Raw genomic sequence first — 25,832 nt, 5'->3', positions numbered from 1 at the left:
CCCGACACCCCTGTGAAAGCTGACCCATGAATCGCCCCCGCTTCCGCTTGCATATCGTCGTGTTTCTGGCCCCAGCCGTGCTGGTTTATACGGCGGTGATGATCTTTCCGCTGTTCAACACACTGCGGCTAGCGCTCTATTCCGAGGTGGATCAGAGCCGCGTGTTCGTGGGCTTGCAGAACTTTCAAACGCTGTTTTTCGATCCCATCTGGTCCGAGCAGTTCTGGAACGCTTTGGGCAACAACTTCTGGTTCTTCCTGATCCATATGCTTGTTCAAAACCCCATCGGGATCGCGCTGGCCGCGCTGCTCAGCCACCCGCACCTGAGGTTCTCGGCGCTCTATCGGTCGGCGATTTTCATCCCGACAATCCTGAGCTTTGTGATCGTTGGCTTTGCATGGAAACTGATCCTGTCGCCCATCTGGGGCATCGCGCCCTCGATGCTGGATGCCGTGGGCCTGAAATCCCTGTTTGCACCGTGGCTGGGGAAAGAGGAATACGCGCTCACCACGCTGGCGCTGATCTCGGTCTGGCAGTTTGTGGGCATCCCGATGATGCTGATCTATGCCGCTCTGTTGACCATACCCGAGGAAATCCTTGAGGCCGGAGAGATCGACGGCATAACCGGGGCCTCGGCCTTCTGGAAAATCAAGCTGCCGCTGATCCTGCCCTCGATCGGCATCATCTCGATCCTGACCTTTGTGGGCAACTTCAACGCCTTCGACCTGATCTATGCCGCCCAAGGCGCGCTGGCCGGGCCGGATTTCTCGACCGATATCCTGGGCACCTTCATGTACCGCACCTTCTTTGGCTTCCAGCTGCAACTGGGTGACCCGCATATGGGGTCAGCCATCGCCGGGGCCATGTTCGCGATCATCCTTGTGGGCGTCTGCATTTACCTCTTCGGCATCCAGACCCGGATGCGCCGGTATCAATTGTGAGGGTCCAGCGATGAACAAAGCACGCCATAACCCGCTGAATACCGCTGCGATGCACGGGGCGCTGATCCTTTACACGCTGATCGCCCTGTTCCCGGTTTTTGTGATCATCATCAACAGCTTCAAAACCCGCCGCGCGATCTTCCGCGAGCCGCTGGCGCTGCCAAATGCCGACAGTTTCTCGATGATTGGCTATGAGACGGTGATGAAACAGGGGGATTTCTTCCTCTACTTCCAGAACTCGATGATCGTCACCGTTGCGTCGCTGTTCTTTATCCTGCTGTTTGGGGCCATGGCGGCCTATGCGCTGTCGGAATATCAGTTCAAGGGCAACCTGCTGATGGGGCTGTATCTGGCGCTGGGGATTATGATCCCGATCCGCATCGGCACCGTGGCGATCCTTGAGATGATGGTGGCGACCGGGCTGGTGAACACGCTATGGGCGCTGATACTGGTTTACACGGCGCAGGGACTGCCGCTGGCGGTGTTCATCCTGTCCGAGTTTATGCGGCAGGTCAGCGATGACCTGAAAAACGCGGGCCGCATCGACGGGCTGTCGGAATACACGATCTTTTTCCGGCTGGTTCTGCCTCTGGTCAGGCCCGCGATGGCGACCGTGGCCGTGTTCAACATGATCCCGATCTGGAATGACCTGTGGTTCCCGCTGATCCTCGCCCCGGCTGAAGAAACCAAGACGCTCACGCTGGGCAGTCAGGTCTTTATCGGACAGTTCGTCACCGACTGGAACGCGGTTCTGTCGGCCCTGTCGATGGCGATCCTGCCAGTGCTGGTTCTGTACGTCATCTTCTCGCGCCAACTGATCCGCGGCATCACTTCGGGAGCTGTCAAATGACCAAAGTTCTGATCGCTGGCCTTGGCAATATGGGTCTCAGCCACGCGCTGGCTCATCACAACCACGCGGACGCGCAGATCGTGGGGCTGGTGAACCGCTCGGGCCACGTGGATCACCCCGATCTGGGCCAATACCCCGCCTATTCGGATTTCCACACCGCACTGGCCGAGACCAATCCCGATCTAGTGGTCGTCGCCACCTATTCCGACAGCCACGCCGATTACGCCTGCGCCGCGATGGAAGCTGGCGCGCATGTCTTCGTTGAAAAACCACTGGCCACCAATGTGACCGATGCGCGGCGCGTGGTCGAAACCGCCACCCGCCTGAACCGCAAACTGGTGGTCGGATATATCCTGCGCCATCACCCCTCGTGGATGCGCCTCATTGCCGAGGCGCGCGATCTGGGCGGGCCGTATGTGTTCCGCCTGAACCTGAACCAGCAATCCTCGGGCGCGGAGTGGGAGACGCATAAGGCATTAATGCAGACGACCTCTCCCATCGTGGATTGCGGCGTACATTACGTGGACGTCATGTGCCAGATCACCGATGCGCAGCCCGTCCGCGTGCATGGCATGGGCCTGCGCCTGTCCGATGAGATCGCCGAGGACATGTACAATTACGGCCAGTTTCAGGTGATTTTTGAGGACGGCTCGGTCGGCTGGTACGAGGCCGGGTGGGGCCCGATGATGTCCGAAACCGCGTTTTTCGTGAAAGATATCGTCTCGCCCAACGGCTCGGTCTCGATCACCGACGGCAACAAAGGCGCGTCGGCGGATATCGATGGCCACACCAAGGTTGGTGGTCTACTGATCCACACGCCGGGCGGTGACCGTACGGTTGAGATGCCCGATGAGCCCGGCCATCAGGAGCTTTGTGACGCCGAGCAGGCGTATATGCTGCGCGCCATCGCAGACGATATCGACCTGACGCGCCACATGAATGACGCTGTCCAATCCCTCGCCATTTGTTTGGCCGCTGATGAAAGCATCCGCACCGGCCAGCCCGTTTCCCTACAGGAATCCGCATCATGACCGCTTTGACCCTGACCAACGTGAACAAATCCTTTGGCGAGGTGCATGTCCTGAAAGACATCTCGCTTGAGGTGGAAGAAGGTGAGTTTGTCGTCTTCGTCGGTCCCTCGGGCTGTGGCAAATCCACCCTGCTGCGCGTCATCGCTGGGTTGGAGGATGCGTCCTCGGGTGAGATCAATATCGACGGCCAGACCGTCAATCTGGTGCCGCCGTCAAAGCGCGGGATCGCGATGGTTTTTCAAAGTTATGCGCTCTATCCCCATCTGAACGTGCGCGGGAACATGACACTGGCGCTGAAACAAGAGAAGCAGCCCAAAGCGGTGATCGAAGAGCGCGTCGCCAGCGCCAGCCGGATGCTGAACCTTGAGGAATATCTGGACCGCTATCCATCTGAGCTGTCCGGCGGTCAGCGCCAACGCGTCGCCATCGGGCGGGCCATCGTGCGCGAGCCGAAACTGTTCCTGTTTGACGAACCGCTTTCGAACCTCGACGCGGCGCTGCGGATGAACACGCGGATTGAGATCGCAAACCTGCACCGGGCACTGGATGCCTCGATGATCTATGTCACCCACGACCAGACCGAGGCGATGACACTGGCCGACAAGATCGTAGTTCTGCGCGATGGCCGGGTGGAACAGATTGGCTCACCGATGGAGCTGTATAACAACCCCGCCAACCAGTTTGTTGCGGGATTCCTTGGATCTCCTTCGATGAACTTCCTGCCCGAAAGCCTGCTGGATCAGGGGTCAGACACCCTTGGTATTCGGCCAGAGGATCTGTTCCTGTCTGACGACGGCCCCCTGTCAGCACAGGTCAGCCATGTCGAAAAGCTGGGCGGTGATACCAACGTCATTGCGACTGTTCAGAACCATTCGGTGACGGCGCGCTTGTTCGGGCAACACGCAATATCCGAAGGCCAAGACCTGCGCCTTGGGTTCGCGCCCGAAAAAGCGTATCGGTTCAATGCCGATGGGCAGCGGCTGCGTTAACCCCATCACGGCGATGTGATCAATCAATTTTGATGATTGTAAAACCCTGTCTGCGTCGCGCAGGCAGGGCTTCGGCGCGATTTAGCGCATCAAAAATGAATCTATTTTCAGGTCGAAATACAGCGGCTTTAATGGCGCTGTTAAGAACCTGTCACAAAGACCTCTTAAATCCCGTTCATCAACTTTCATTTTAGCCAGGAGCCATCCATGAAAGACGTCGACAACACCACACTATCCGCAGACGACTGGGACGAGCTGCACTTCCCCCGCCCCGAGGAAAACGACTTTGACCGCGTGGTCGAAAGCGCCATTTCCCGCCGTGGTTTTCTGGCCGGTGTGGTGGCCTTTGGATCGGGCGCTGCCGCAATGGGCACAGGTCTGCTCAGCTCGACCTCGGCGCAGGCCGCTGACGCGTCGCGCTTTGCCTTCACCCCGATCGCAGCCCAGACCGACGGCACCGTTCACGTCCCCGAAGGGTACGAGTGGAAAGTCATGATGCGCTGGGGCGATCCGCTGTTCTCGGATGCCGACGGCTATGACATCGCCGATGGTGGTTCGGTCGAAAAATCCGACCGTATCTTTGGTGAGAACACTGACGGGATGGAAACCTTTTCGTTCCAGGGTCACGAACTGATCGCGATCAACCACGAATACCCCAACCGCAAGATCAACCTGCCGGCCGCTGCGGAAGGTGTTCCGGCAAACGCAGACGATGTTCTGAAGCTGCAGAACATCCAAGGCGTGACAGTCATGGAAATCACCGAAGGCCCTGACGGCTGGTCGGTTGTCAAAGACAGCCCCTTCAACCGCCGTATTCATCACAACACTCCGATGAAAATCGTTGGCCCCGCAGCCGGTCATGACCTGCTGAAAACTGAGGTTGACCCGACCGGCACCACCTCGCTGGGCACCATGAACAACTGTGGTGCGGGCAAGACGCCCTGGGGCACCTATCTGACCTGCGAAGAGAACTTCAATGGCTACTTCGGCTCATCGGATGAAAATGCCGCCTATGACCAGAAGGTCGCGGACGGTATGGCGCGCTACGGTATCAAGGCCGAAAGCTGGAACGGTTACGAGTTCTTTGATCCCCGTTTCGACACATCGAAAAACCCCAACGAGCCGCACCGTGCGGGCTGGATCGTTGAAATCGACCCGACCAAACCTGACAGCACGCCTGTCAAGCACACCGGTCTGGGTCGCTTCAAGCACGAAAACGCCGAAGTCACCCTGGCTGCCGACGGTCGCGTGGTTGTCTACATGGGCGACGATGAACGTGGCGAATACCTGTACAAATTCGTCTCGAACGGCACCTATCAGCCCGGTGGTGAAACCGAGAGCCTGCTAAACGACGGTACGCTTTATGTCGCCAAGTTCAACGACGACATGAAGGGTGAATGGCTGGCTCTGACCCCGGAAACAACCGGAATGGACGATGCCGAGATTCGCATCTTTACCCGCATGGCGGCCTCCAAAGCGGGCGGCACCACCATGGATCGCCCCGAATGGGTCGCCTCCAGCCCGGTTGCGGTCGAAGCCTATTGCTGCCTGACCAACAACAAGAACCGCGGCGTCAAACCAAACGCCGGTGGTGATGATACCTCGGTCAACGCGGCCAACCCGCGTGAAGCCAACAAATACGGTCAGATCGTGCGCTGGCGCCCGGCCAATGACGACCACGCCGCCGACGCTTTCGATTGGGACCTGTACGTCATGGCGGGCAACCCGACTGTACACTCGGATGACCGCGCCGGATCGCCTAATGTGAACGAGGGCAACCTGTTCAACTCGCCCGACGGTATGGTGATCGATTCGACCGGTCTGATCTGGATCCAGACAGACGGGAATGACGACAACGAGGAAGATTTCGCAGGCAACGGCAACAACCAGATGCTGGTTGGTGATCCCGTGACCGGTGAAATTGCACGCTTCATGACCGGCCCGAACGGCTGTGAGGTAACCGGTCTGGCGTGGTCCACAGATCTGCGCACCATGTTTGTTGGCATCCAGCACCCCGGCAGCAACTGGCCTGATGGTGGTACGCCACGCTCGTCTGTCATCGCAATCAAGCGCGCTGATAACGGTCTTGTCGGTTAACTAACGCACCAACGCCCCCGGAGTTCTTTTCGGGGGCGTTGATCTTCAGATGTCTTCGCCCTTCGGGGCAAGTGGTCCCCCGGCGTCCAGCAAATGGCGTTCGGACAACCACGGGTTAAGCTTCAACGCCTGTTGCAAAGTCTCACGCGCTTCATCAACCCGCTTTAAGCCCAACAAGGTCAGCGCCTTACCGCTAATGGCAGCCACATGGTTGGGCGACAGCTCGATCGCTCGGTCCAGATCAGGCAGCGCCGCGTGATAGTCTTGTCGCAGAAAATGCGCAAAGGCGCGCTGGTTATAACCTTCGGCGTAAGAGGGACAATATTCGACCAGTTTGTCGAAATCCTCGATCGCGCCCAACAAATCCCATTGGCTACGGCGGGTCATGCCACGATCCAGCACGGCCTGTGCGCTGTCGTCCGGTGCGTCGGCCCAAAATTCCCACAGCTGGTTTGAAAGGATTTGCGCGGTGCGCTCATTCTCGGCTTGCTGGATTTGCGTGATGATCCCGGCAACTCCGTCCGAGTGGTCCGGCGCAGCGGGGCACCCCTCGGACTGGGCCGCAATTGTGCTCGAGACCAGAAATGCAAAAGCTGTAACGATCTGTTTCATGTCTCAATGGTGACGCGCCATACACGTTCGTCAACCCACTGCATCGATCCCGCCCGAGACGCCGGTTTCCTTCACGGCCTCCATCGCCACAAAGGTCGAGGTGCTGGCCACATGCGGCAAGGAAGAGATTTTCTCGGCCAGAACCGCGCGGTATTCCGACATCGACCCGGTGCGGATTTTCAGCAGATAGTCGAAATTCGACGCGATCATATGGGCTTGCTCGATCTCGCCCACCTTCCGTACAGCGGCATTGAACTCGGCCAGTGCCTTTTCTCGGGTGTCGGTCAGGCGCACTTCTACAAAGGCCACATGGTCCAGTCCAAGGCGGATCGGGTCCAGCAGGGCGCGGTACCCGGTGATGATCCCGTCTGCCTCAAGTTTCTTCACACGTGCTTGAGTGGGCGATTTTGACAAACCGATCCGCCGCGCGAGGTCCGCGACCGAGATGCGCCCATCCTCGGACAGAATCGCCAGAATGGCGCGGTCGAACCGATCCAAGTCGGGAAAGTCCATTTGCATCACATCCGCCCCTCAAATTAGTCCAATCGACTGCATACTGCGAAATTTAGGGCAATCAGCCCGCCAAAGCGATCCTATATTTAACCAAAGCACCGGAGGATTCATGTCACACAGCCTGCGCACCCATATTGACGCCCAAACCTATGCCGACCCGTCGGCCGTTCTGGACAGCCTGATCGCGCAGGCCGATCTGAGCGACACGGATCGTGCCGCCATCTGTACGGCCGCAGCCCAACTGGTGCGCGACATCCGTGCCAGCACCTCGCCGGGGATGATGGAGGTCTTTCTGGCCGAATACGGCCTCTCCACCGATGAAGGCGTCGCGCTGATGTGTCTGGCCGAGGCGCTGCTGCGGGTGCCTGATGCCGATACGATTGACGCGCTGATCGAGGATAAAATCGCGCCCTCGGACTGGGGCAAGCATCTGGGGCAATCCTCGTCCTCGCTGGTCAATGCCTCGACTTGGGCCCTGATGCTGACGGGTAAGGTTCTGGACGAAGGCAAAGCCTCACCGGTCAGTGCCCTGCGCGGGGCGATCAAAAGGCTGGGTGAGCCGGTGATCCGCACCGCAGTGGGCCGCGCGATGAAGGAAATGGGCCGTCAGTTCGTTCTGGGCGAGACGATCCAATCCGCCATGGACCGCGCCAAAGGGATGGAAACCAAAGGCTATACCTATTCCTATGACATGCTGGGCGAGGCCGCCCGGACCGAGGCTGACGCCGCCCGCTATCACCTATCTTATTCGCGCGCGATTGCGGCCATTGCCGATGCCTGCACGCATGATGACATTCGCGCCAATCCGGGGATCTCGGTCAAGCTGTCCGCCCTGCACCCGCGCTATGAGCTGGCGCAGGAACAGCGCGTGATGGATGAGCTTGTTCCCCGCCTGCGCGCCTTGTGCCTGCTGGCCAAAGCCGCCGGGATGGGCCTGAACGTGGACGCCGAGGAGGCCGACCGCCTGTCTTTGTCTCTGCAAGTGATCGAAGAGGTGATGTCCGAACCCGCCCTTGCCGGATGGGACGGGTTCGGGATCGTGGTGCAGGCCTATGGCCCCCGCGCCGGGGTGGTTCTGGACACGCTCTATGACATGGCGCAACGCCACGACCGCAAGCTGATGGTGCGGCTGGTGAAAGGCGCCTATTGGGATACAGAGGTCAAGCGCGCGCAGGTCGAAGGCGTCGATGGCTTTCCCGTCTTCACTCGCAAGGCGGCGACCGATATTTCCTACATCACCAATGCGCGCAAATTGCTGGGCATGACCGATCGGATCTATCCGCAGTTCGCAACCCATAACGCCCATACGGTCAGCGCGATCCTGCACATGGCTGATGGGCAGCCCTTCGAATTCCAGCGCTTGCACGGCATGGGCGAGACGCTGCACGGGCTGGTCAAGGACCAGAACGCCACCCGCTGCCGCATCTATGCGCCGGTGGGTGCACATCGTGACCTGCTGGCCTATCTGGTGCGGCGCCTGTTGGAAAATGGTGCGAATTCCTCCTTCGTGAACCAGATCGTGGATGAGGACGTGCCGCCCGAAGTGGTCGCCGCCGATCCCTTTGTCACGATCATCGACGCCGCCCGCCCCCTGCCCACCGGCCCCGACCTGTTCCGGCCCGAGCGCCCCAATTCGCGCGGGTTCGACCTGCACCACACGCCAACGCTGGATCGGATCGACGCCGCGCGCGATGCCTTTCGTGCACATCACTGGTACGCGCAGCCCCTGCTGTCGGACGATGCGCGCCCCGAAGGCGATCAGCCCGTCACCAACCCCGCCCAGCCACAAGACCGCCCCGGAGCGGTCGCCCCGGCCAGTACCGCAGATGTGGAACTGGCGCTGGCCTCTTCCGCACCGTGGCAAGCCCCATCCGCCCAGCGCGCGCAGGTGCTGAACGCAGCCGCTGATCTTTACGAGGCGCATTTCGGCGAACTGTTCGCCCTGCTGGCGCGCGAGGCCGGGAAGTCTCTGCCCGACGCAGTGGCAGAACTGCGCGAGGCCGTGGATTTCCTGCGCTACTACGCCGCCAATATCCCCAATGCCAACCCCGCGGGCATTTTCACCTGTATCAGCCCGTGGAACTTCCCACTGGCGATTTTCACCGGGCAAATTTCGGCGGCTCTGGCCACCGGCAATGCCGTTCTGGCCAAACCGGCACCACAGACACCTCTGATCGCACATCGGGCCGTGCAACTGCTGCACGAGGCGGGTGTGCCGCGCGATGCGCTGCAATTGCTGCCGGGTGGCCCGCACGTGGGGGCGGCGCTGACATCCGATGCGCGGGTGTCGGGGGTGGCTTTCACCGGCTCGACCGGCACGGCGTTGAAAATCCGCGCGGCGATGGCGGATCATCTGCAACCCGGCACGCCTCTGATCGCGGAAACCGGCGGACTGAATGCGATGATCGTCGACAGCACTGCCCTGCCCGAACAGGCCGTGCAATCCATCATCGAAAGCGCGTTTCAATCGGCGGGTCAGCGATGCTCGGCCCTGCGGTGCCTCTATGTGCAAGAGGATATCGCCGACGATCTGCTGACCATGCTGACCGGCGCAATGGAGGCCCTGGTGGTGGGCGATCCGTGGCTGATCGCAACCGATTGCGGCCCGGTGATTGACCGCGACGCGCGGCAAGGCATCGCCGACCACATCGCACAGGCTCGCAGTGAAGGTCGGGTATTGAAGGAACTGAGAACCCCGCCCGAGGGCACTTTCATCGCCCCCACCCTGATTGAAATCCCCGGCATTGCGGCACTTGGGCGCGAAATATTCGGCCCCGTGCTGCATGTGGCGCGGTTCAAGGCCTCAGATCTGGATCAGGTCATCGCCGACATCAACGCCACGGGCTATGGCCTGACATTCGGCCTGCACACCCGCATCGACGACCGCGTGCAGCACATCACCGAGGCCGTTCACGCGGGCAATATCTACGTCAATCGCAATCAGATCGGCGCCATTGTCGGCTCGCAACCCTTCGGCGGCGAGGGGCTGTCGGGGACGGGGCCCAAGGCGGGCGGGCCAAACTATATGGCGAGGTTCTGCGCGCCGGACCGGCAAAAGGTGGATGCCACATGGGACAACACCGCCAGTGACCTGCCCGACCCCACAGGCCAGCCGGCCCCGCTGCGCACTCGGTCGCTGCCCGGCCCCACCGGCGAATCCAACCGGCTCAGCGAATTCCCCCGTGCGCCGCTACTGTGCATGGGGCCGAGCGCAGACGCCGTTCAGGCGCAGGCCCAAGCGGTCGAGGCCCTTGGCGGCACCGCGATCCGCGCGTCTGGCATGATCGACCTGCACCGACTGGAGAACATCGCGAACATCTCAGGCGTGTTGTGGTGGGGCGATGAGGCCACCGCGCGGCAGATCGAACAGCATCTGGCCCGTCGCCATGGCCCGATCCTGCCTTTGATCCCCGGCCTGCCCGACCGCGCGCGTGTGCTGAGTGAACGTCACGTTTGTGTCGACACAACCGCCGCAGGAGGCAACGCCGCTCTGCTTGGGGGTGCGGCGTAACCGGGCCTTGACGCTGGGCCGCGAAAAGCCCAGCGTCGCGCCATGTTTCCGATCCGTGACCATAACCCCTCGGGGCGCACGCCTTACGTCGTCTATCTGCTGATGGCAGCGAATATCGTGATCTTCCTCAGCTATGTGGGGATCATGGATAACGCACGGTTACTCAATCAACTTTACTTCGATTATGCGGTAATCCCGGCCCGTATCACGGATGGATTTGCGCTGGAAACGCTTGTGACCTCTATGTTTTTGCATGGCGGCTGGATGCATCTGGCGGGCAACATGCTGTTTCTGTGGATTTTCGGAGACAACCTGGAAGACGAAATGGGGCATCTACCCTTTCTGCTGTTTTATGTGCTGGCCGGTATCGGAGCGGGGTTGATCCACGTCGTGACGGCTCCTGAATCAGTGATCCCCACGATTGGCGCGTCTGGTGCCATTGCTGGCGTCTTGGGCGGGTATCTTCTGATGTTCCCCAAAGCCCGCGTCGACATCCTGTTGATCCTAGTCGTCTATTTCCGCGTATTTACTATCCCGGCCTTTGTCATGTTGGGAGTGTGGTTGGGAATGCAGTTCCTCGGTAGCCTGGCAAGCGATCCTGACAAGGGCGGTGTCGCCTATTGGGCACATACCGGTGGGTTCCTCGTTGGTCTGATCCTTTGCGTCCCCTTGTGGCTAAGGCGCGGCGCGATGTCTTATTGGAACCGCACCCACGGCCACCCGCCCCACCCCGAGCACGAATACAAGCTGTCACAATCCCGCATTCCCCGCATCCCGCGCCGGTAAGTGACCACCGCTTTGCCGCGTTACCTCTTGCGCGGCGGCCTGGACCAGCGCCCCCAGTTCCGGCGCGCGTTCAGCGTTGAACCGGACCGTTGGACCAGACACCGAGATACCTGCACAAGGCTCGCCCCGGTCGTTGAATATGGCTGCTCCGATGCAGGACATTCCCTGATATCGCTCCTCCCGGTCTAATGACCATCCCCGCGCGCGGGTTTGATCCAAGTCTGCCTGCAACCGGGTGTCGTCTATTAAAGTATGAGGCGTGAAGCGTTCCGGTTTGGCCCCGGTCATCAATCTGGTCAGCGCGGCCTCTCCCATCGCGGCCAGAATCGCCTTTCCCGTCCCCGAGGCATACATCGGCGTCCGCGCCCCCGGTGGGAAAAACGCCCGGATCGGGTTTGCTGTTTCAACCTGACCGACAAACACCACCTGCGCCCCGTCCGGGACCGCCAGATTGGCCGTTTCTCCGCTGTCCTGCATCAATCTGCGCAGGACTGGCCGCCCAATCTCGATCACACTATTACGTCGCAGGAACGAGGCCCCGGTCCGATAAGCCTCGATCCCGATCATCCACTCCTGTCGTTCTTCGTCGAAGGCCACGAACCCGTGTTTCTGCAAAGTCATCAGAATGCGGTGGGTGGTGGCCGTAGGTACACCAGTCTCACGTGCCAGATCGCTTAATGCTGCGCGCTCCTGCCGGGCAGTTTCGGTCAAAACACCTAGCGCGCGATCCAGCGACTGCATCGTCCCGGCCGTGCTTTCCTTGAACAAGGACTTCGGTCTACCGCGCTGTCTTTTTGAGGATTCCATCCCATTTTCTCCGGTTTGCGACGTCAAATTTTTTTGGCCCGTTTTTCTTCCCCAAGAAATGAAAAAAAGAAACTCAAATCAAATCAGCGCCTTAGTATTAAACTTGCAAAAATGAAAATATTTTTCAAGAAAATTGCATGGAACCGAGCATTCCCGGACACTGACCTCAAATGCGGAGGAACACGTCATGTCCAACCAAAACCCTGTTTTCATTCCTGGCCCGACTAACATCCCGGACAGGCTGCGTCTTGCAATGCAGGTCCAGACTCAGGACCACCGCGCGCCCGATTTCATCGAAACCTTTGCCCCCGTGCTTGAAGACACAAAGAAGGTTTTTGGCACCACCTCTGGTCAGGTCGTCACCTACCCCGCCAGCGGAACTGGCGGGTGGGAAGCTGCGGTGACCAACACGCTCAACCCCGGTGACAAGGTTCTGGTGGCGCGGTACGGCGTATTCAGTCACCGTTGGATCGACCTATGCCAACGGCATGGACTGGACGTTCAGGTGATCGATTGCCCTTGGGGCAGCGGTGCCCCTGCCGAGCAGTTCGAAACCGCCCTGTCCAAGGACAATGCACACCAAATCCGTGCAGTTCTGGTGACCCATAACGAAACCGCAACCGGCGTTCGGTCGGACATCAGTGCAGTTCGGCGCGCAATAGACACCGCCAATCATCCCGCGATGCTATTCGTAGATTGTGTCAGTTCCCTAGCGTCCATGCCGTTCGAGTTCGACGAATGGGGTGTCGATATCGCCGTGTCCGGGTCGCAAAAAGGGTTCATGCTGGCAACCGGCATGGCGATCCTTTGTGTCAGCCCCAAGGCTCTGGCGGCTTCGGCAACGGCGACGCTACCGCGCACGTTCTTCGATTTTCGCGACATGATGCAAGCCAATGCGTCTGGTGGCTTTCCTTATACCCCACCGCTGCAACTGATCTACGGGATGCGGGAAAGCCTGAAAATGTTGTTCGAGGAAGGGCTTGAGAATGTCTATGCCCGCCACACCCGTCTTGCTGAAGGCGTTCGGCGCGCCGTTGATGCCTGGGGCCTGCAACTGGTTGCCGAGGCGCCTGAGCTTTATTCCGACACTGTCAGCGCGATCTATGTACCGGATGGTACCAACAGCAATGCGCTGACAGATCATGCGTTCAACGCATACGGGATGTCATTCGGCATCGGCCTGGGCCAGCTTGACGGTAAGGCGTTTCGCATTGGTCATTTGGGTAGCCTGACGGATGCGATGGTCCTGTCCGGCCTGTCGACGATTGAGATGGCGATGGCCGATCTGCACTATCCGATCAACTTGGGTAGCGGAGTCGCCGCCGCACAGGATTTCTATCGCAAAGGGTCGCCGGACCAAGCCAAGGCAGCCGCATAAGGAGGGTGGAGATGTTGGACCATTCACAAGCCGCCAACTTGACGATCGCGGACATGCGCGCGGCGCAACGGCGGATTGCACCTCATATCAGACGCACACCGCTGATGACGTCGGACTACCTGAATGACCTGACCGGCGCGCAGTTGTTCTTTAAATGCGAGAACTTTCAGGAGGCAGGTGCTTTCAAAGTGCGCGGTGCTTGCAACGCGGTCTTCAGCCTCAGCGAAGAAGAGGCCGTCAAGGGGGTGTGCACCCATTCCAGCGGCAACCACGCGTTGTCGCTCTCATACGCTGCTGGTCGCCGGGGTATCCCGTGCAACGTCGTTATGCCCCGCACAGCGCCTCAGGCCAAGAAAGACGCGGTACGCAGGTATGGCGGTACCATCACGGAATGCGATCCTTCAACTTCATCGCGCGAGGCTACCTTTGCCGAGGTTCAGGCCCGGACAAGAGGTGAGTTCATCCACCCCTACAACGATCCGCGTGTGATCGCAGGGCAAGCCACTTGCTCGGCTGAATTGCTGGATCAAACCGGCGGCGTTGACGCCGTAATCGCCCCAATTGGCGGCGGCGGCATGGTTTCGGGCACCTGCCTGACCGTCTCGAACCTTGCATCCGGCACAGAGATTTACGCGGCCGAACCCGAGCAGGCGGATGATGCGTTTCGGTCCTTCAAGGCTGGGTACATAATTGCCGACGACGCACCCAATACCGTCGCTGACGGCTTGCTGGTGCCCTTGAAAGAGAACACATGGCACTTTGTCTCGAACCATGTGACGGACATTTTCACAGCCTCTGACGACGAGATCATCGCCGCTATGAAATTGACGTGGAAGCACCTTCGGGTGGTGATGGAACCATCTTCGGCGGTGCCATTGGCGGTCATCTTGAAGAACCAAGACGTGTTCCGCGGCAAACGTGTAGGCGTGATCATAACAGGCGGGAACGTCGATCTAGACAAGTTGCCATGGTTGCAAGGATGAGGAGAGAGAATATGAACAAATCCGCGAAATTTGACGATCTCGAGATCGGCTTCGACATCCCTGCCGCCATTGGGATGGACGAACGCGATATCCAGACGCCAAGCCTAATCCTGAACCTTGATGCGCTTGAACGAAATATCAAGAAGATGGGTGACTACGCCAAAGCGCACGGGATGCGGCATAGGGTGCATGGCAAAATGCACAAATCCGTGGACGTAGCCAAGCTACAAGAAGAACTGGGTGGCGCGGTCGGCGTGTGCTGTCAGAAAGTGTCCGAGGCCGAAGTCTTTGCCCGTGGTGGTATCAAAGACATCCTCGTATCCAATCAGGTGCGCGACCCAGCCAAGATCGATCGCTTGGCGCGTCTGCCCAAACTGGGTGCGCGCACAATCGTCTGCGTAGATGACGTGGACAACATCGCCGAGCTGTCGTCGGCAGCCACGCGGCACGGCACCGAGTTGGAGGTTTTTGTCGAAATCGACTGCGGCGCAGGACGTTGCGGCGTGACCTCGACCGCAGCAGTCGTTGAAATCGCCCAAGCGGTTCACGCCGCCGCAAATCTCAAGTTCACAGGAATACAGGCCTATCAGGGTGCGATGCAGCACATGGACAGTTATGAAGCCCGCAAGGAAAAACTGGACGTCGCCATCGCGATGGTCAAAGACGCGGTCGAGGGTTTGAAAGCAGAAGGGATAGACTGCGAACTGGTCTCGGGCGGAGGAACTGGGTCGTATTATTTTGAAAGCGAGTCAGGCGTTTACAATGAATTGCAATGCGGGTCTTACGCGTTCATGGATGCTGATTACGGACGCATTCTGGACAAGGACGGCAACCGGATTGACCAAGGTGAATGGGAGAACGCGCTGTTCATCCTGACCAGTGTCATGAGCCATTCCAAACCTGATATTGCGGTCTGCGATGCGGGTCTCAAAGCCCAGTCTGTCGATAGCGGCCTGCCATTCGTATATGGGCGCGACGACGTGGAATACCTCAAATGTTCGGACGAACATGGCGTGATTGGCGACCCGGACGGGGTTTTGAAAGTCAATGACAAGCTACGGCTGGTGCCTGGTCACTGCGACCCCACTTGCAATGTCCATGACTGGTATGTCGGCGTACGCGGCGGCAAAGTCGAAGCGTTGTGGCCAGTGTCGGCGCGCGGAAAGGCGTATTAAGCGATGAGGGATGCCATGATTACTCAAGACGGACCGCTGATTGTGACCGAGGATTTATGTGCCCAACTCGTGGGCCGTCAACAAGCATTTGATGCTGTCGAGGCCGTCTTCGGCGCCATGGCCAGCGGCGGGGCGCGAAACTTTCCCGTGATCCGCGAGGCTTTGGGCCACGCAGATGCGATTTATGGGTTCAAGTCCGGGTTCGACCGCGAAGGGCAAGTGCTGGGTGTGAAGTCCGGTGGGTATTGGCCAGGGAATACAGATCGCGGCCTGACCAACCATCAATCCACAGTGTTCCTGTTCGACCCGGATACGGGGCGACTGTCGGCACTGGTTGGCGGCAACTATCTGACGGCAGTGCGCACTGCGGCGTCATCTGCTGTGTCCATCGCTCATCTGGCCCGTAAGGACGCCAAGGTTCTGGGCATGGTCGGGGCTGGCCATCAATCCACCTTTCAACTGCGCGCAGCCGCCGAGCAACGCGTGTTCGAAAAGGTCGTGGCGTGGAATCCACATCCGGACATGCTGCCTCGATTGGCCTCCGTCGCTGACGAGATCGGGTTGGAATTCGAAAGCGTCAGCCCACAGGAGTTGGGCGCACAGGCGGATGTGATCATCACCATCACCTCAGCTTTCGAGCCCCTGCTGATGAAGGAGTGGATCAAACCCGGCACCCATCTGGCCTGTATGGGCACCGACACCAAAGGAAAGCAAGAAGTCGACCCGGCACTGGTCTCTGCGGCCTCGGTCTTTACGGATGAGGTGGCGCAATCCGTCTCGATTGGTGAAGCGCAGCACGCCGTTGGCAACGGGGCTCTTACAGAGAAGGCTATTACGCCCATCGGCGCTGTGATCAATGGCGTTCATCCTGGCCGGGTTTCGGCGGATCAGATCACCTTGTTCGATGGAACAGGGGTCGGCCTGCAGGACCTGGCGGTCGCATCCGTCGCCGCACGGCTGGCTGAAGACTGCGGGTTAGCCCAACGCATTGCGTTATAAACAAAAAAGCGCGCCTTGTACGGGGCGCGCTTGTTCGGCACTGGCTTAAGAAAATCAGCCCCGGATCACCTTCGAGAACTGGTCAAAGATCGGCTCATTCGAACAGATAACCTCACCATCCTCCAAGACACTGCCTTCTGGATTGATGGCTTGCACAAATCCGCCAGCCTCTTTCACGATGATGATCCCGGCTGCCACGTCCCACGCGTTCAGTCGACGTTCCCAATAGCCTTCGTAACGCCCTGCAGCGACATAAGCCAAATCCAGCGCTGCCGATCCCCAACGACGCACGCCAGCGCAGGTGGGCATGATACGGGCCAGATCCTGCAAGGTCGCAGGCAGGTCAGAACGGCCACCAAAAGGCAAACCGGTCGCAAAGATCGATTCGATCATACGGTGACGGCCCGAAACGCGGATGCGGGTGTCGTTCATCCACGCGCCCTCGCCCTTTTCGGCAAAGAACATCTCATCCTTGGCGGGGTCATAGATCACGCCGGCAACGATCTTGCCCTTGTGTTCCAGAGCGATGGAAATCGCCCAATGCGGCAGCCCGTGCAGGAAGTTGGTGGTGCCGTCCAACGGGTCGACAATCCAGCGGCGCGTTGGGTCTTCACCCGCCTGCCCGCCGCCTTCTTCACCCAGCCAGCCATAGGTCGGGCGCGCGCCCAGCAATTCCTCTTTCAGGATCGCCTCGGCGGCGATATCGGCCTTGGAGACAAAGTCACCCGCGCCCTTCATCGAGACCTGCAGGTTCTCGACTTCGCGGAAATCCTTGACTAGAGACCGCCCCGCCTTGCGCGCGGCTTTGATCATGATGTTGAGGTTTGCACTGCCTACCATTGTCCCAAGGCTCCTGTTCGGTCAAACCGCGCGTATACTGATGCAATGCGCCCTTGCCAAGAGGCTTGATGCGCATAGCAGCCCCGCGTTTCGCGCCTATTGCGATTGCAGCTTGCGCGCCTCGGTCCCGGCCAGTTCGATCAGTTCCTGCACATAGGGTTTTTCAAGGTCCTCGGACCGCACCGCCGCATACAGACTGCGGGTGATCCCGTCCTTGGTCAGTGGCCGGGTCACATAGTCCGAGTTATACTTGACCTCGCGCACCACCCAGTCGGGTAGGACCGAAATCCCCCGGTTCGAAGCGACCAGCAAAAGGATAACTGCTGTCAGCTCCACCTGCCGGATGGCCGCCGGTTCCACCCGCGCTGGGATCAGCAACTGGCTGAACACGTCCAAACGCGTGCGTTCGACCGGATAGGTGATCAGAGTCTGACCGCGGAAATCCTCGGCTTCGATGAAATCCTTTTGTGCCAATGGGTGGGCCGAGGCCGCAACAAACACCGCATCGTAGTCAAACAGTTTGATGAACTCGACCCCCGGCAGGTCTTCGGGGTCCGAGGACACGACCAGATCGACCTCTTCCTTCTGCAGCGCGGGCAACGCGTCAAAGGCCAGCCCGGGGCGGATATCGACATCCACATCGCCCCAGGATTTACGGAAAGCTTCCAACACCGGAAACAGCCATTCGAAACAGGCATGGCACTCGATCGCGATATGCATCCGGCCCGTGCGCCCGTCGCGCAGGGAAGAAAATTCGTGCTGCGTCGCTTCGACCTGCGGTAGTATCTGTTCGGCCAGCCGCAACAGGCGCAACCCCGCCGCCGACAACTTCATCGGCTTGGAGCGGCGCAGGAACAGCTCAACCCCGGCCTGATCCTCAAGCCCTTTGATCTGATGACTCAACGCCGATTGGGTGATGTTCAGCTGATCCGCCGCGCGGGCCAGGCCGCCGCATTCATGGATCGCCTTGATCGTGCGCAGGTGCCGGAATTCGATATGCATTCAATGGAACTCATGTTGTTCTTGAGGAATATGAGTTTGTCTCACAATGCAGGTCATGGCACAAGGCCTGCAACCAGTATTTACGAGGCCGAGATGACACAACCTGAGATTTCATTCGAATTCTTCCCGCCCCAAACGCTCGAGGCCTCGTTCCGCCTGTGGGACACCGTGCAGACGCTGGCTCCGCTGGACCCGCGCTTTGTGTCAGTCACCTATGGTGCTGGTGGCACCACGCGGGAATTGACCCGCGATGCGGTGGCGACTTTGCACAAGTCTTCGGGTCTTCCCGTGGCCGCGCATTTGACGTGCGTCGATGCGACCCGCGCTGAGACCCTGCAAATAGCAGATTCCTTCGCCAAGGCAGGTGTGAAAGACATCGTGGCACTGCGTGGCGACCCCCCCAAAGGACAGGACCGGTTCGTCCCTCATCCAGACGGGTTCGCCAATTCGGTCGAACTGATCGAAGCGCTTTCAGACACCGGCGCGTTCAACATCCGCGTGGGCGCCTATCCAGACATCCACCCCGAAGCGCAATGCGCTCGCACTGATATCGACTGGTTGAAAGCCAAGCTGGACGCTGGCGCAGACGAAGCGCTGACGCAGTTCTTCTTTGAGGCCGAGACTTTTTTCCGCTTCCGCGACGCCTGCGAAAAGGCCGGGATCGACAAGCCCATCGTGCCGGGCATCCTGCCAATCGAGAACTGGAAAGGCGCGCGCAACTTTGCCAAACGTTGTGGCACACGCATTCCCGGCTGGATCGAGCAGGCATTTGACAAGGCCCTCCGGGATGACCGCGAGGATTTGCTGGCTACTGCATTGTGCACCGAGCTGTGCTCGGACCTTATAGAAGGCGGTGTGGACAAACTGCATTTCTATACACTGAACCGGCCAGAACTGACGCGCGATGTCTGCTTTGCTCTTGGGATCACACCAAAGCCCTCGTTGCAGAACGTGGCCTAACGAAAGGCCGGACGATACCTGGCCAATCAGACGCAATAGTGGGAACAATCAAAATAGTTATCTCGAAATTGTTCCCACATACCCCCTAAAAACTCACCAAATTTGACAAAATTGCGACCGTCACAACACTAGGGCATGTTGTTGTTTAGTGAGTGATTTGGGTATGGAAGCAGTTGAAAAGATCAAGGCGCGGACAGATGCTTTGTATGCGCTTGGGCTGGACCACAGTGCCAGTTCCGACGACATCCGCAACGCTTGGCGCAAGATTGCCTTCAGCGCACATCCTGACCGCGCTGACAATGATTGCTCGGATTTTGTCCGCGCCAAAGACGCTTATGATCTTCTGCGGCAAGAGGGGCTGACCACCAAGAGCTCGATGCATGGCAAGCCCAAAAGGCCCAAGCTGCGCAAACGCGTGATCCGGTTGAAAGACACCGAAGTCAGCGCCTGTCGTGATCTGCTTGCTCGGGCGTTGGCCCATTCTGGCAAAACTGCGCCAACTGACGGTGCCGACCAAATCGTTGCTGACTCGGACCACATCCCCAGCGCTATCGAGTGTTTTGGTCGTAATCTGATATACTTCGTGAAGTCTCCGGTCTGCAAAGGTGCGAACCGCGTTGCTTTGCCCACATCTGTTCTGGCTGGGTTTCGCAAAACGGAAACCGAAGTTTTGAATTTCCAATCCAAGAACGCAGGTGCCGGCGAAGTCGTTGTCCCTGACGCGATCATGGCCCGAAAGTTTCCTGGCGCCAAAAGTGTTCGCATACGGTTCGATGCGGATCAGGCCCTGCAGGATGCCTTTGAACTGGCAAGCTTAGGCCTGAAATGCAAAAAACCCGGCTGATACCAGCCGGGTTTTCGTTTGTCGGATTCCATTTAGTTGGAAATCGGAGCGTCCGAGGTAAATTTCGGGATAACTGCGGTCGAAGCTTTCGCAGGCTCGATACCCGGCCAGTTACCTTCCGCCAGATTGATGTTACCCGGGATATCTTCCTCGAAGAATCCAACAACCACGTCCGTGATGTTCAGGTACAGCTTGTCATCAACGATGCGCCACAGGTTCGGGTTGGCCGGAACCTTGCCGCCACGTGACACGCCATAGGCGCAATGGCCATCATACTGCGGCGCGTAGTACGCGGGGTTCTCCAAAAACTTGTCGCGGTTTTCTTCGGTCGAGAATGCCCAGGTTGCGCCATTGTATTCAGCGGTGATGTCGGAACGCCCACGAACGCCCGCCGGCTGCGCCTTACCAACCGGTGACTGATCCAGGCTGCGATAGGCCACAACATCATAGCCTGAAACAGCATAACCGGTTCCATCAACATACTGATCACCAGCGAATGCCGGAACAGCGAATGCCAGCGTTGCTGCAAGGGTCAGGGCAAAACGTTTCATATAGGTCAATCCTCTTGTCCTTAGGTTTCAAGGTCACCCGCATTCCGGGTCTGACCAGACAATAAGCGATTTCAGGGCTCAGAGCAGTCCTGCTCGCGGCGCTGTGACGTCCGATGAAGAAACGTGAGAGTATTGGCGCCGAATGTTACAAAATGAACCACAGATGCGGGGTTGGACTCGGCGCTTTGCAATATTAGCTGTTGCTGCGGACAGACAATGCACACCAGATTTGCTGAGGAAGGCAAGAAATGAGCGAGCAATCGACCTATACCCCGCCAAAGGTTTGGACTTGGGACAGTCAGAATGGCGGACAATTCGCCAATATCAACCGCCCCATTTCCGGCGCGACGCACGACAAAGACCTGCCTGTAGGACGCCATCAGTTCCAGTTGTATTCGCTGGCAACGCCAAACGGTGTCAAAGTCACGGTGATGCTGGAAGAACTGTTGGCCCTTGGCCATGAAGAGGCCGAATATAACGCCTGGCTGATCAATATCGGCGAGGGCGATCAATTCAGTTCGGGCTTTGTCGGGGCAAACCCGAACTCAAAGATACCCGCGCTTTGGGACCGGTCGGGGGATGAACCTGTGCGCGTGTTCGAAAGCGCCTCGATCCTGTTTCATTTGGCCGAGAAATTCGACGCCTTTCTGCCGAAATCCGGTCCCGAACGGACTGAGGTGATGAACTGGGTATTCTGGCAGATGGGCAGCGCACCTTATCTGGGCGGCGGGTTCGGCCATTTCTATGCGTATGCGCCCGAGAAATGGGAATACCCGATCAACCGGTTTGCAATGGAAACCAAGCGCCAGTTAGACGTTCTGGACAAGCAACTGGCGGAAAATGCCTATATTGCAGGCAACGATTACAGCATTGCCGACATGGCCATCTGGCCCTGGTACGGTCAGTTGGTTCTGGGACGTCTGTATGACGCCGCCGAGTTTCTGGACGTCGAATCCTATAAGAACGTTATGCGTTGGGCCAAAGCAGTCGACGAACGCCCCGCAGTACTGCGCGGTCGCATGGTCAACCGTCCCTTCGGTGAAAAGCACATGCAGCTTCACGAACGCCACGAGGCCAGCGACTTTGAAACCCGCACTCAGGACAAGCTGGAACCTGCAGCGGAGTAACGCATGGGCCTCGCAGCTTAATCTGCGGGGCCTTATTATTGCAGAATTGGTGGTTTATCCGGGTCGCTGCCCGGTGCTATCTGCGCATATTCGGACGTCTCGGGCTGGGGCAAATCGAACCTTAGCCCAACGCGCGCCAACGCTGCGGCAGCCGAGTCGTGCGCTGAAAAAAAACCGACATCCATGGCCCCAGCTTCGATACCCGAAAAGGTCAACGCTTCGGACGCAGCTTTGGCCAGCGCAGCCTCAGCCCCGCTCACCGCTCCGACAAAGCCCAGCAGATGACCTGTGCCACCCTCAGACGTCTTTGTGCCGACCAGATATGCCGCCTGCGCCAGACCTACGGCCGTTGCCAGTTTGGCGTCCAGGGCCGTTAACAGATCGTCGGGCAACCCAACGGGGGGTAGGAACTCGGACAGGTGTTGCTGCACTTCCTCTGGCGCGTGCTGCAAAGTCGTAGCCAACCATCCAAGGGCCTCGGACGGGATCAGCATGGACGATGGCGCGACCTCAAGGTTCAGACCCAGACCAATCCCCTGACCGGCCAGCATGTTGGACAAAATCCGCCCCGACAAAGCAACATAAGGCACCGGGCGTTCCGCAAATCGGGCAAGCCGATCTTCCCGATCGAAGGCCAGAACAAACCGGCCGTCAGCCACATCGAACAATTCGGGCGAGATGTTTTCGTCTTTCGCCTCTTCGGTCAGCAAAAGAAACAACTCGCTATCCGCTAGCCGTTCAAAAAAGCGCAGTCGGGCAGCATCGTCCAGTGGGGCAGCCTCCATCGCGGAATGGGCGGCATCCAGAGCTGTTGTGTCAGTCATTCAGAACCTCTTGCACCCGCGCACGCAAGACCGGCAGAAGGTCGGCCTCGAACCAGGGGTTTTTCTTCATCCATGCCGTATTCCGCCAAGACGGATGAGGCAAGGCAAAGACGCGCGGCGCATGGTCCCGCCAGTTGCGCACCGTTTCCGTCACCGAGCTTTTTGTGCCAAGGTGATATTTTTGCGCATGGCCCCCGACCAGAACCGTTAACGGCATTTCGCCCAGCGCTTGCATCACCCGGTCGTGCCAGGTTTGCCCGCAGATCGGCGGTGGAGGCAGATCGGCTTTGCGCACATCATATCCGGGAAAGCAGAATGCCATTGGCACAATCGACACCTTTGAGCGGTCATAGAATGTCGGTTCATCAAGCCCCAACCAATCCCGCAGGCGATCCCCGGAGGGGTCGGTAAAAGGGCGACCGGATTCGTGAACGCGTGCGCCGGGTGCCTGCCCTGCAATCAGAACCGAAGTTCCTTTGCGGAACCAGACCACCGGTCGAGGTTCGTGCGCAGTGTGCGTGTCGGCAAACCTATCGGCGCAGATCCTGCAGGCTGCGATGTCTTTCTCGAGTGTATTCATCAGATCGCAAGGTTTCCTGCATCAAAATGAGTGACGGTTAGATCAAAGGATAGACAACGCGCCTTTGGACGCCAACAGATGGAAAAGTCACAATAGCAACAGCATGCAAGCGAACGCATTGATCCCCCCCCTCATTTTTCGACATAATGCAGCACGCGTGAACGCGGCATCACCGGCTTGGTCGGTGCAATAAAAAGACATATGTAGCAGGCCCAGTATGCTTGAGTTTGAGAACGTCAGTAAGTCTTTCTGGACCGGGACGCGCCGCAAGGTGATCCTGGACCGGGTGTCGTTCAGGGTTGAGCTTGGGAAATCTCTGGGCGTGCTTGCCCCGAACGGCACTGGCAAAACAACACTGATCAACATGATGGCCGGGTTAGAGAAACCGGATGAAGGCGTGATCCGCAAGTCCTGCCGGATTTCGTTTCCGATGGGGTTCACTGGTGGCGTTGCGAACAAGCTTTCGGCACTGGAAAACGCGCGATATATCGCGAAAATCTATGGCATGGATCCCGATTACGTCGAAGCCTATTGTAAATGGCTGTGCAATCTGGGCGAGTATTTTGACCAGCCAATGGCCACGTATTCATCGGGCATGAAGGCCCGTTTCACCTTTGCCTTGATGCTGGCACTTGATTTCGACATGTATCTGATTGACGAAGGCATGCCCGCCACCACGGATGTCGAATTCAACAGGAAAGCCGGTGACATTCTGAGGGAAAGGTTGCGCACGACCACGTTGGTCATTGTATCCCACAGCCCTGCAGTGCTGGAAAAATTCGCCCGTCAGGCTGCCGTTCTCGTGGACGGTCAGCTTTACATGTTTGACACCTTGGAAGAGGCTAAGCAGCTATATGACTACCAAACCCAAGGCTAGCATCTACAACCTGCGCCGCAAGCGCAAAGGCTCTGGCGACCCTGAAGCGCGCGCTGAGGCGATCTCGCGTATTCGCAAGGCAACGAAGGCTCCGGCCGCCGCAAACGAGTCGCAGACTGCTACAGAAATCGACGAGATCAAACGCGAAGGACTGACCGGACGGCAGCTTAGGGTGGCACGACGTCTTGCTCAGAAAAACGGGCTTGCCGCGACCTCGGATTATGATGCCGTACGTCTTTTGCGGAAAAAAGGTATCGACCCGTTTGAACGGGCTAACCTTTTAGATCTGGCCGCTGAAAAGAAACGCACTGAGGGTGAGACCAAGGACAAAATCACCATCCAACTGCCCCAAACGTTTTCTGAAGCCGCTCAAACCCTGCCTGGCCCCGAAATGAACCCGGCAGAGCGTCGCGAGATTGAGATCAAGGAGATCCAAAGGGACATTGCTCGCAGACGCAGGCGCAAGCTGATGGCATTGTTCGCGCGCCTCGCTGCATTTGTTTTGCTTCCGACGCTAATCGTGGGCACCTATTTCTATCGCTACGCGACCCCAATGTATGCCAGCGATTCGGCTTTCTCGATTCTTCAGGCCGATGGCGGAGGCGCATCGTTCCGTGGGTTTTTGGCCGGTACGCAATATGCCACAGCGCAGGACTCGGTGGCGACGCAGGAGTTCTTGGAATCCAAAGATGCCCTTCTTCGGTTGGATCGGGACATGGGCTTCGCCGAAATCTTCAAACAGGAGTGGATTGATCCAATTCAGCGCCTGTCGCCTGATGCCAGTCTGGAAGAAACCTACAAGCTGTTCAAACGGATGATAACGATCGGATATGACCCAAGCGACGGGATCATACGGATGGAGGTTGCCGCCCCATCGGCCGAGCTTGCCGTCGGTCTGTCCGAGCGCTTGTTGTCCTATGCTGAAGAAACGATCAACGGACTGACCGAGTTGAAACGCGAAGACCAGATGCGCGAGGCCCGCGCCGGATTCGAGTTGGCCCAGGCCGAGCGCCGAAAAGCGCAGGAAGACTTGATCGAGTTGCAGTTGCAAGGTGCTTTGCTGGACCCTGAAAACGTGATCGCTGGTCTGCGCGGGCGCATCAACGCGCTGGAAACCGAGATTCAAGACAAAGAACTGCAATTGGCTGCTTTGCTGGACAACCTGCGGCCCAACCAAGCCAAGGTCGATGGCGCGCGTGCAGATATCCGTCGTCTTGAACAAGTCCTGGATGAGCTTAATGCACAGATGCTGGATGTCTCGGCAGGCGAAAATTCGCTTGCCCAGCTTAGCGTGCGCCTTCAAATGGCTCAGGCCGATTTGATTGCCCGGGATATGATGCTGCAAAACGCTATGCAGCAAATGGAAACCACCCGGACCGAGGCTAACCGTAAGGTTAGATATCTGACAGTCTCGGTTAATCCTGTGCCCAGTCAGGACCCCACTTACCCGCGCAAATTCGAAAATACGATTTTGGCATTCCTGTTGTTTGCTGGTATCTACCTGTTGATCTCGCTTACCGCGTCGGTCCTTCGTGAACAGGTATCCTCGTAAGAC

24 protein-coding genes are annotated in these 25,832 nt (G+C 58.5%); 16 read left to right on the top strand and 8 right to left on the bottom strand.

What is annotated here, in order from left to right:
• Window positions 1–26 precede the first annotated feature (26 nt).
• The 5 genes from AC2FF7_RS08220 to AC2FF7_RS08200 all read left to right on the top strand — a co-directional run bounded on the left by AC2FF7_RS08220 (window position 27) and on the right by AC2FF7_RS08200 (window position 5,908).
• Window positions 27–941: a carbohydrate ABC transporter permease gene (locus AC2FF7_RS08220; RefSeq protein WP_480867773.1), complete on the top strand. Its 915-nt coding sequence runs from the start codon at window positions 27–29 to the stop codon at window positions 939–941.
• Window positions 942–951: 10 nt separating this feature from the next.
• Window positions 952–1,791 (top strand): carbohydrate ABC transporter permease, encoded by an 840-nt coding sequence (locus tag AC2FF7_RS08215; protein ID WP_480867774.1) that lies wholly within the window; start codon window positions 952–954, stop codon window positions 1,789–1,791.
• Window positions 1,788–2,822, top strand: coding sequence for a Gfo/Idh/MocA family protein (locus AC2FF7_RS08210; protein ID WP_496905483.1), 1,035 nt, complete (start codon window positions 1,788–1,790; stop codon window positions 2,820–2,822). The genes AC2FF7_RS08215 and AC2FF7_RS08210 overlap by 4 nt, the downstream gene beginning before the upstream one ends.
• Window positions 2,819–3,811: an ABC transporter ATP-binding protein gene (locus tag AC2FF7_RS08205; RefSeq protein WP_170783917.1), complete on the top strand. Its 993-nt coding sequence runs from the start codon at window positions 2,819–2,821 to the stop codon at window positions 3,809–3,811. Before AC2FF7_RS08210 ends, AC2FF7_RS08205 begins: the two co-directional genes overlap by 4 nt.
• Before the next feature lie 207 nt (window positions 3,812–4,018).
• Window positions 4,019–5,908: a PhoX family protein gene (locus AC2FF7_RS08200; RefSeq protein ID WP_496905482.1), complete on the top strand. Its 1,890-nt coding sequence runs from the start codon at window positions 4,019–4,021 to the stop codon at window positions 5,906–5,908.
• 45 nt (window positions 5,909–5,953) lie between these two features.
• Here the strand turns inward: AC2FF7_RS08200 and AC2FF7_RS08195 are convergent, their stop codons facing one another.
• Window positions 5,954–6,520 (bottom strand): tetratricopeptide repeat protein, encoded by a 567-nt coding sequence (locus AC2FF7_RS08195; protein WP_496905481.1) that lies wholly within the window; start codon window positions 6,518–6,520, stop codon window positions 5,954–5,956.
• A 30-nt stretch (window positions 6,521–6,550) separates the two neighbouring features.
• On the bottom strand, window positions 6,551–7,039 hold the full coding sequence (locus tag AC2FF7_RS08190; protein ID WP_170753285.1) for an Lrp/AsnC family transcriptional regulator: 489 nt from the start codon (window positions 7,037–7,039) through the stop codon (window positions 6,551–6,553).
• 103 nt (window positions 7,040–7,142) lie between these two features.
• Between AC2FF7_RS08190 and putA the strand changes: the two genes are divergently transcribed.
• On the top strand, window positions 7,143–10,544 hold the full coding sequence (gene putA, locus AC2FF7_RS08185; protein WP_496905480.1) for a bifunctional proline dehydrogenase/L-glutamate gamma-semialdehyde dehydrogenase PutA: 3,402 nt from the start codon (window positions 7,143–7,145) through the stop codon (window positions 10,542–10,544).
• A 42-nt stretch (window positions 10,545–10,586) separates the two neighbouring features.
• Window positions 10,587–11,330 carry a rhomboid family intramembrane serine protease gene (locus AC2FF7_RS08180; RefSeq protein ID WP_480867783.1) on the top strand — a complete coding sequence of 248 codons (744 nt, stop codon included), beginning with the start codon at window positions 10,587–10,589 and terminating at the stop codon, window positions 11,328–11,330.
• Here AC2FF7_RS08180 and bhcR read toward each other — a convergent pair.
• Window positions 11,295–12,137 (bottom strand): HTH-type transcriptional regulator BhcR, encoded by an 843-nt coding sequence (bhcR, locus tag AC2FF7_RS08175; RefSeq protein WP_480867785.1) that lies wholly within the window; start codon window positions 12,135–12,137, stop codon window positions 11,295–11,297. The two genes, AC2FF7_RS08180 and bhcR, sit on opposite strands and share 36 nt — an antisense overlap.
• A gap of 187 nt (window positions 12,138–12,324) precedes the next feature.
• Here bhcR and bhcA point away from each other — a divergent pair, with 187 nt between their 5' ends.
• The 4 genes from bhcA to bhcD are packed head-to-tail and all read left to right on the top strand — an operon-like array spanning window position 12,325 to window position 16,672.
• Window positions 12,325–13,515, top strand: a complete 1,191-nt coding sequence (gene bhcA, locus AC2FF7_RS08170) for an L-aspartate--glyoxylate aminotransferase BhcA (protein ID WP_496905479.1) — start codon at window positions 12,325–12,327, stop codon at window positions 13,513–13,515.
• A gap of 11 nt (window positions 13,516–13,526) precedes the next feature.
• Window positions 13,527–14,498 carry a beta-hydroxyaspartate dehydratase BhcB gene (bhcB, locus tag AC2FF7_RS08165; protein WP_480867789.1) on the top strand — a complete coding sequence of 324 codons (972 nt, stop codon included), beginning with the start codon at window positions 13,527–13,529 and terminating at the stop codon, window positions 14,496–14,498.
• A gap of 11 nt (window positions 14,499–14,509) precedes the next feature.
• Window positions 14,510–15,673: a 3-hydroxy-D-aspartate aldolase BhcC gene (gene bhcC / locus AC2FF7_RS08160; protein WP_480867790.1), complete on the top strand. Its 1,164-nt coding sequence runs from the start codon at window positions 14,510–14,512 to the stop codon at window positions 15,671–15,673.
• 15 nt (window positions 15,674–15,688) lie between these two features.
• The gene (gene bhcD / locus AC2FF7_RS08155) at window positions 15,689–16,672 is read left to right on the top strand and encodes an iminosuccinate reductase BhcD (protein ID WP_480867792.1); all 984 of its coding nucleotides are present in this window, start codon (window positions 15,689–15,691) and stop codon (window positions 16,670–16,672) included.
• 54 nt (window positions 16,673–16,726) lie between these two features.
• On the opposite strand, the gene AC2FF7_RS08150 is transcribed toward bhcD, so the two are convergent.
• Window positions 16,727–17,512 (bottom strand): inositol monophosphatase family protein, encoded by a 786-nt coding sequence (locus AC2FF7_RS08150; protein WP_480867793.1) that lies wholly within the window; start codon window positions 17,510–17,512, stop codon window positions 16,727–16,729.
• 96 nt (window positions 17,513–17,608) lie between these two features.
• Window positions 17,609–18,514 (bottom strand): LysR family transcriptional regulator, encoded by a 906-nt coding sequence (locus AC2FF7_RS08145; RefSeq protein WP_170352400.1) that lies wholly within the window; start codon window positions 18,512–18,514, stop codon window positions 17,609–17,611.
• 93 nt (window positions 18,515–18,607) lie between these two features.
• Here AC2FF7_RS08145 and metF point away from each other — a divergent pair, with 93 nt between their 5' ends.
• Both metF and AC2FF7_RS08135 read left to right on the top strand, forming a co-directional pair.
• A complete protein-coding gene (metF, locus tag AC2FF7_RS08140; protein WP_170753528.1) occupies window positions 18,608–19,474 on the top strand; it encodes a methylenetetrahydrofolate reductase [NAD(P)H] in 867 nt (288 codons plus the stop codon).
• 163 nt (window positions 19,475–19,637) lie between these two features.
• Window positions 19,638–20,318: a J domain-containing protein gene (locus tag AC2FF7_RS08135; RefSeq protein WP_496905478.1), complete on the top strand. Its 681-nt coding sequence runs from the start codon at window positions 19,638–19,640 to the stop codon at window positions 20,316–20,318.
• A 32-nt stretch (window positions 20,319–20,350) separates the two neighbouring features.
• Here the strand turns inward: AC2FF7_RS08135 and AC2FF7_RS08130 are convergent, their stop codons facing one another.
• Entirely contained in the window at window positions 20,351–20,869 is a 519-nt protein-coding gene (locus AC2FF7_RS08130; RefSeq protein ID WP_170352397.1) for a YHS domain-containing (seleno)protein, read from the bottom strand.
• Between the two features lie 248 nt (window positions 20,870–21,117).
• Here AC2FF7_RS08130 and yghU point away from each other — a divergent pair, with 248 nt between their 5' ends.
• Window positions 21,118–21,996, top strand: a complete 879-nt coding sequence (gene yghU, locus AC2FF7_RS08125) for a glutathione-dependent disulfide-bond oxidoreductase (protein WP_496905477.1) — start codon at window positions 21,118–21,120, stop codon at window positions 21,994–21,996.
• Window positions 21,997–22,031: 35 nt separating this feature from the next.
• Here yghU and AC2FF7_RS08120 read toward each other — a convergent pair whose 3' ends face one another.
• Both AC2FF7_RS08120 and AC2FF7_RS08115 read right to left on the bottom strand, forming a co-directional pair.
• Window positions 22,032–22,820 (bottom strand): SseB family protein, encoded by a 789-nt coding sequence (locus AC2FF7_RS08120; protein ID WP_480867798.1) that lies wholly within the window; start codon window positions 22,818–22,820, stop codon window positions 22,032–22,034.
• Window positions 22,813–23,400 carry a uracil-DNA glycosylase family protein gene (locus AC2FF7_RS08115; protein ID WP_353393629.1) on the bottom strand — a complete coding sequence of 196 codons (588 nt, stop codon included), beginning with the start codon at window positions 23,398–23,400 and terminating at the stop codon, window positions 22,813–22,815. Before AC2FF7_RS08115 ends, AC2FF7_RS08120 begins: the two co-directional genes overlap by 8 nt.
• 217 nt (window positions 23,401–23,617) lie before the next feature.
• On the opposite strand from AC2FF7_RS08115, the gene AC2FF7_RS08110 reads away from it, so the two are divergent.
• Both AC2FF7_RS08110 and AC2FF7_RS08105 read left to right on the top strand, forming a co-directional pair.
• On the top strand, window positions 23,618–24,277 hold the full coding sequence (locus AC2FF7_RS08110) for an ABC transporter ATP-binding protein (protein WP_170352393.1): 660 nt from the start codon (window positions 23,618–23,620) through the stop codon (window positions 24,275–24,277).
• The gene (locus tag AC2FF7_RS08105) at window positions 24,255–25,829 is read left to right on the top strand and encodes a KpsE/RkpR family capsule polysaccharide export protein (RefSeq protein ID WP_480867804.1); all 1,575 of its coding nucleotides are present in this window, start codon (window positions 24,255–24,257) and stop codon (window positions 25,827–25,829) included. Before AC2FF7_RS08110 ends, AC2FF7_RS08105 begins: the two co-directional genes overlap by 23 nt.
• Window positions 25,830–25,832 lie beyond the last annotated feature (3 nt).

It is taken from the genome of Ruegeria sp. YTSC325 (assembly GCF_059609525.1).
The sequence above is the reverse complement of the archived record's forward strand: the minus strand, read 5'-3'. Positions and strand labels throughout refer to the sequence as shown.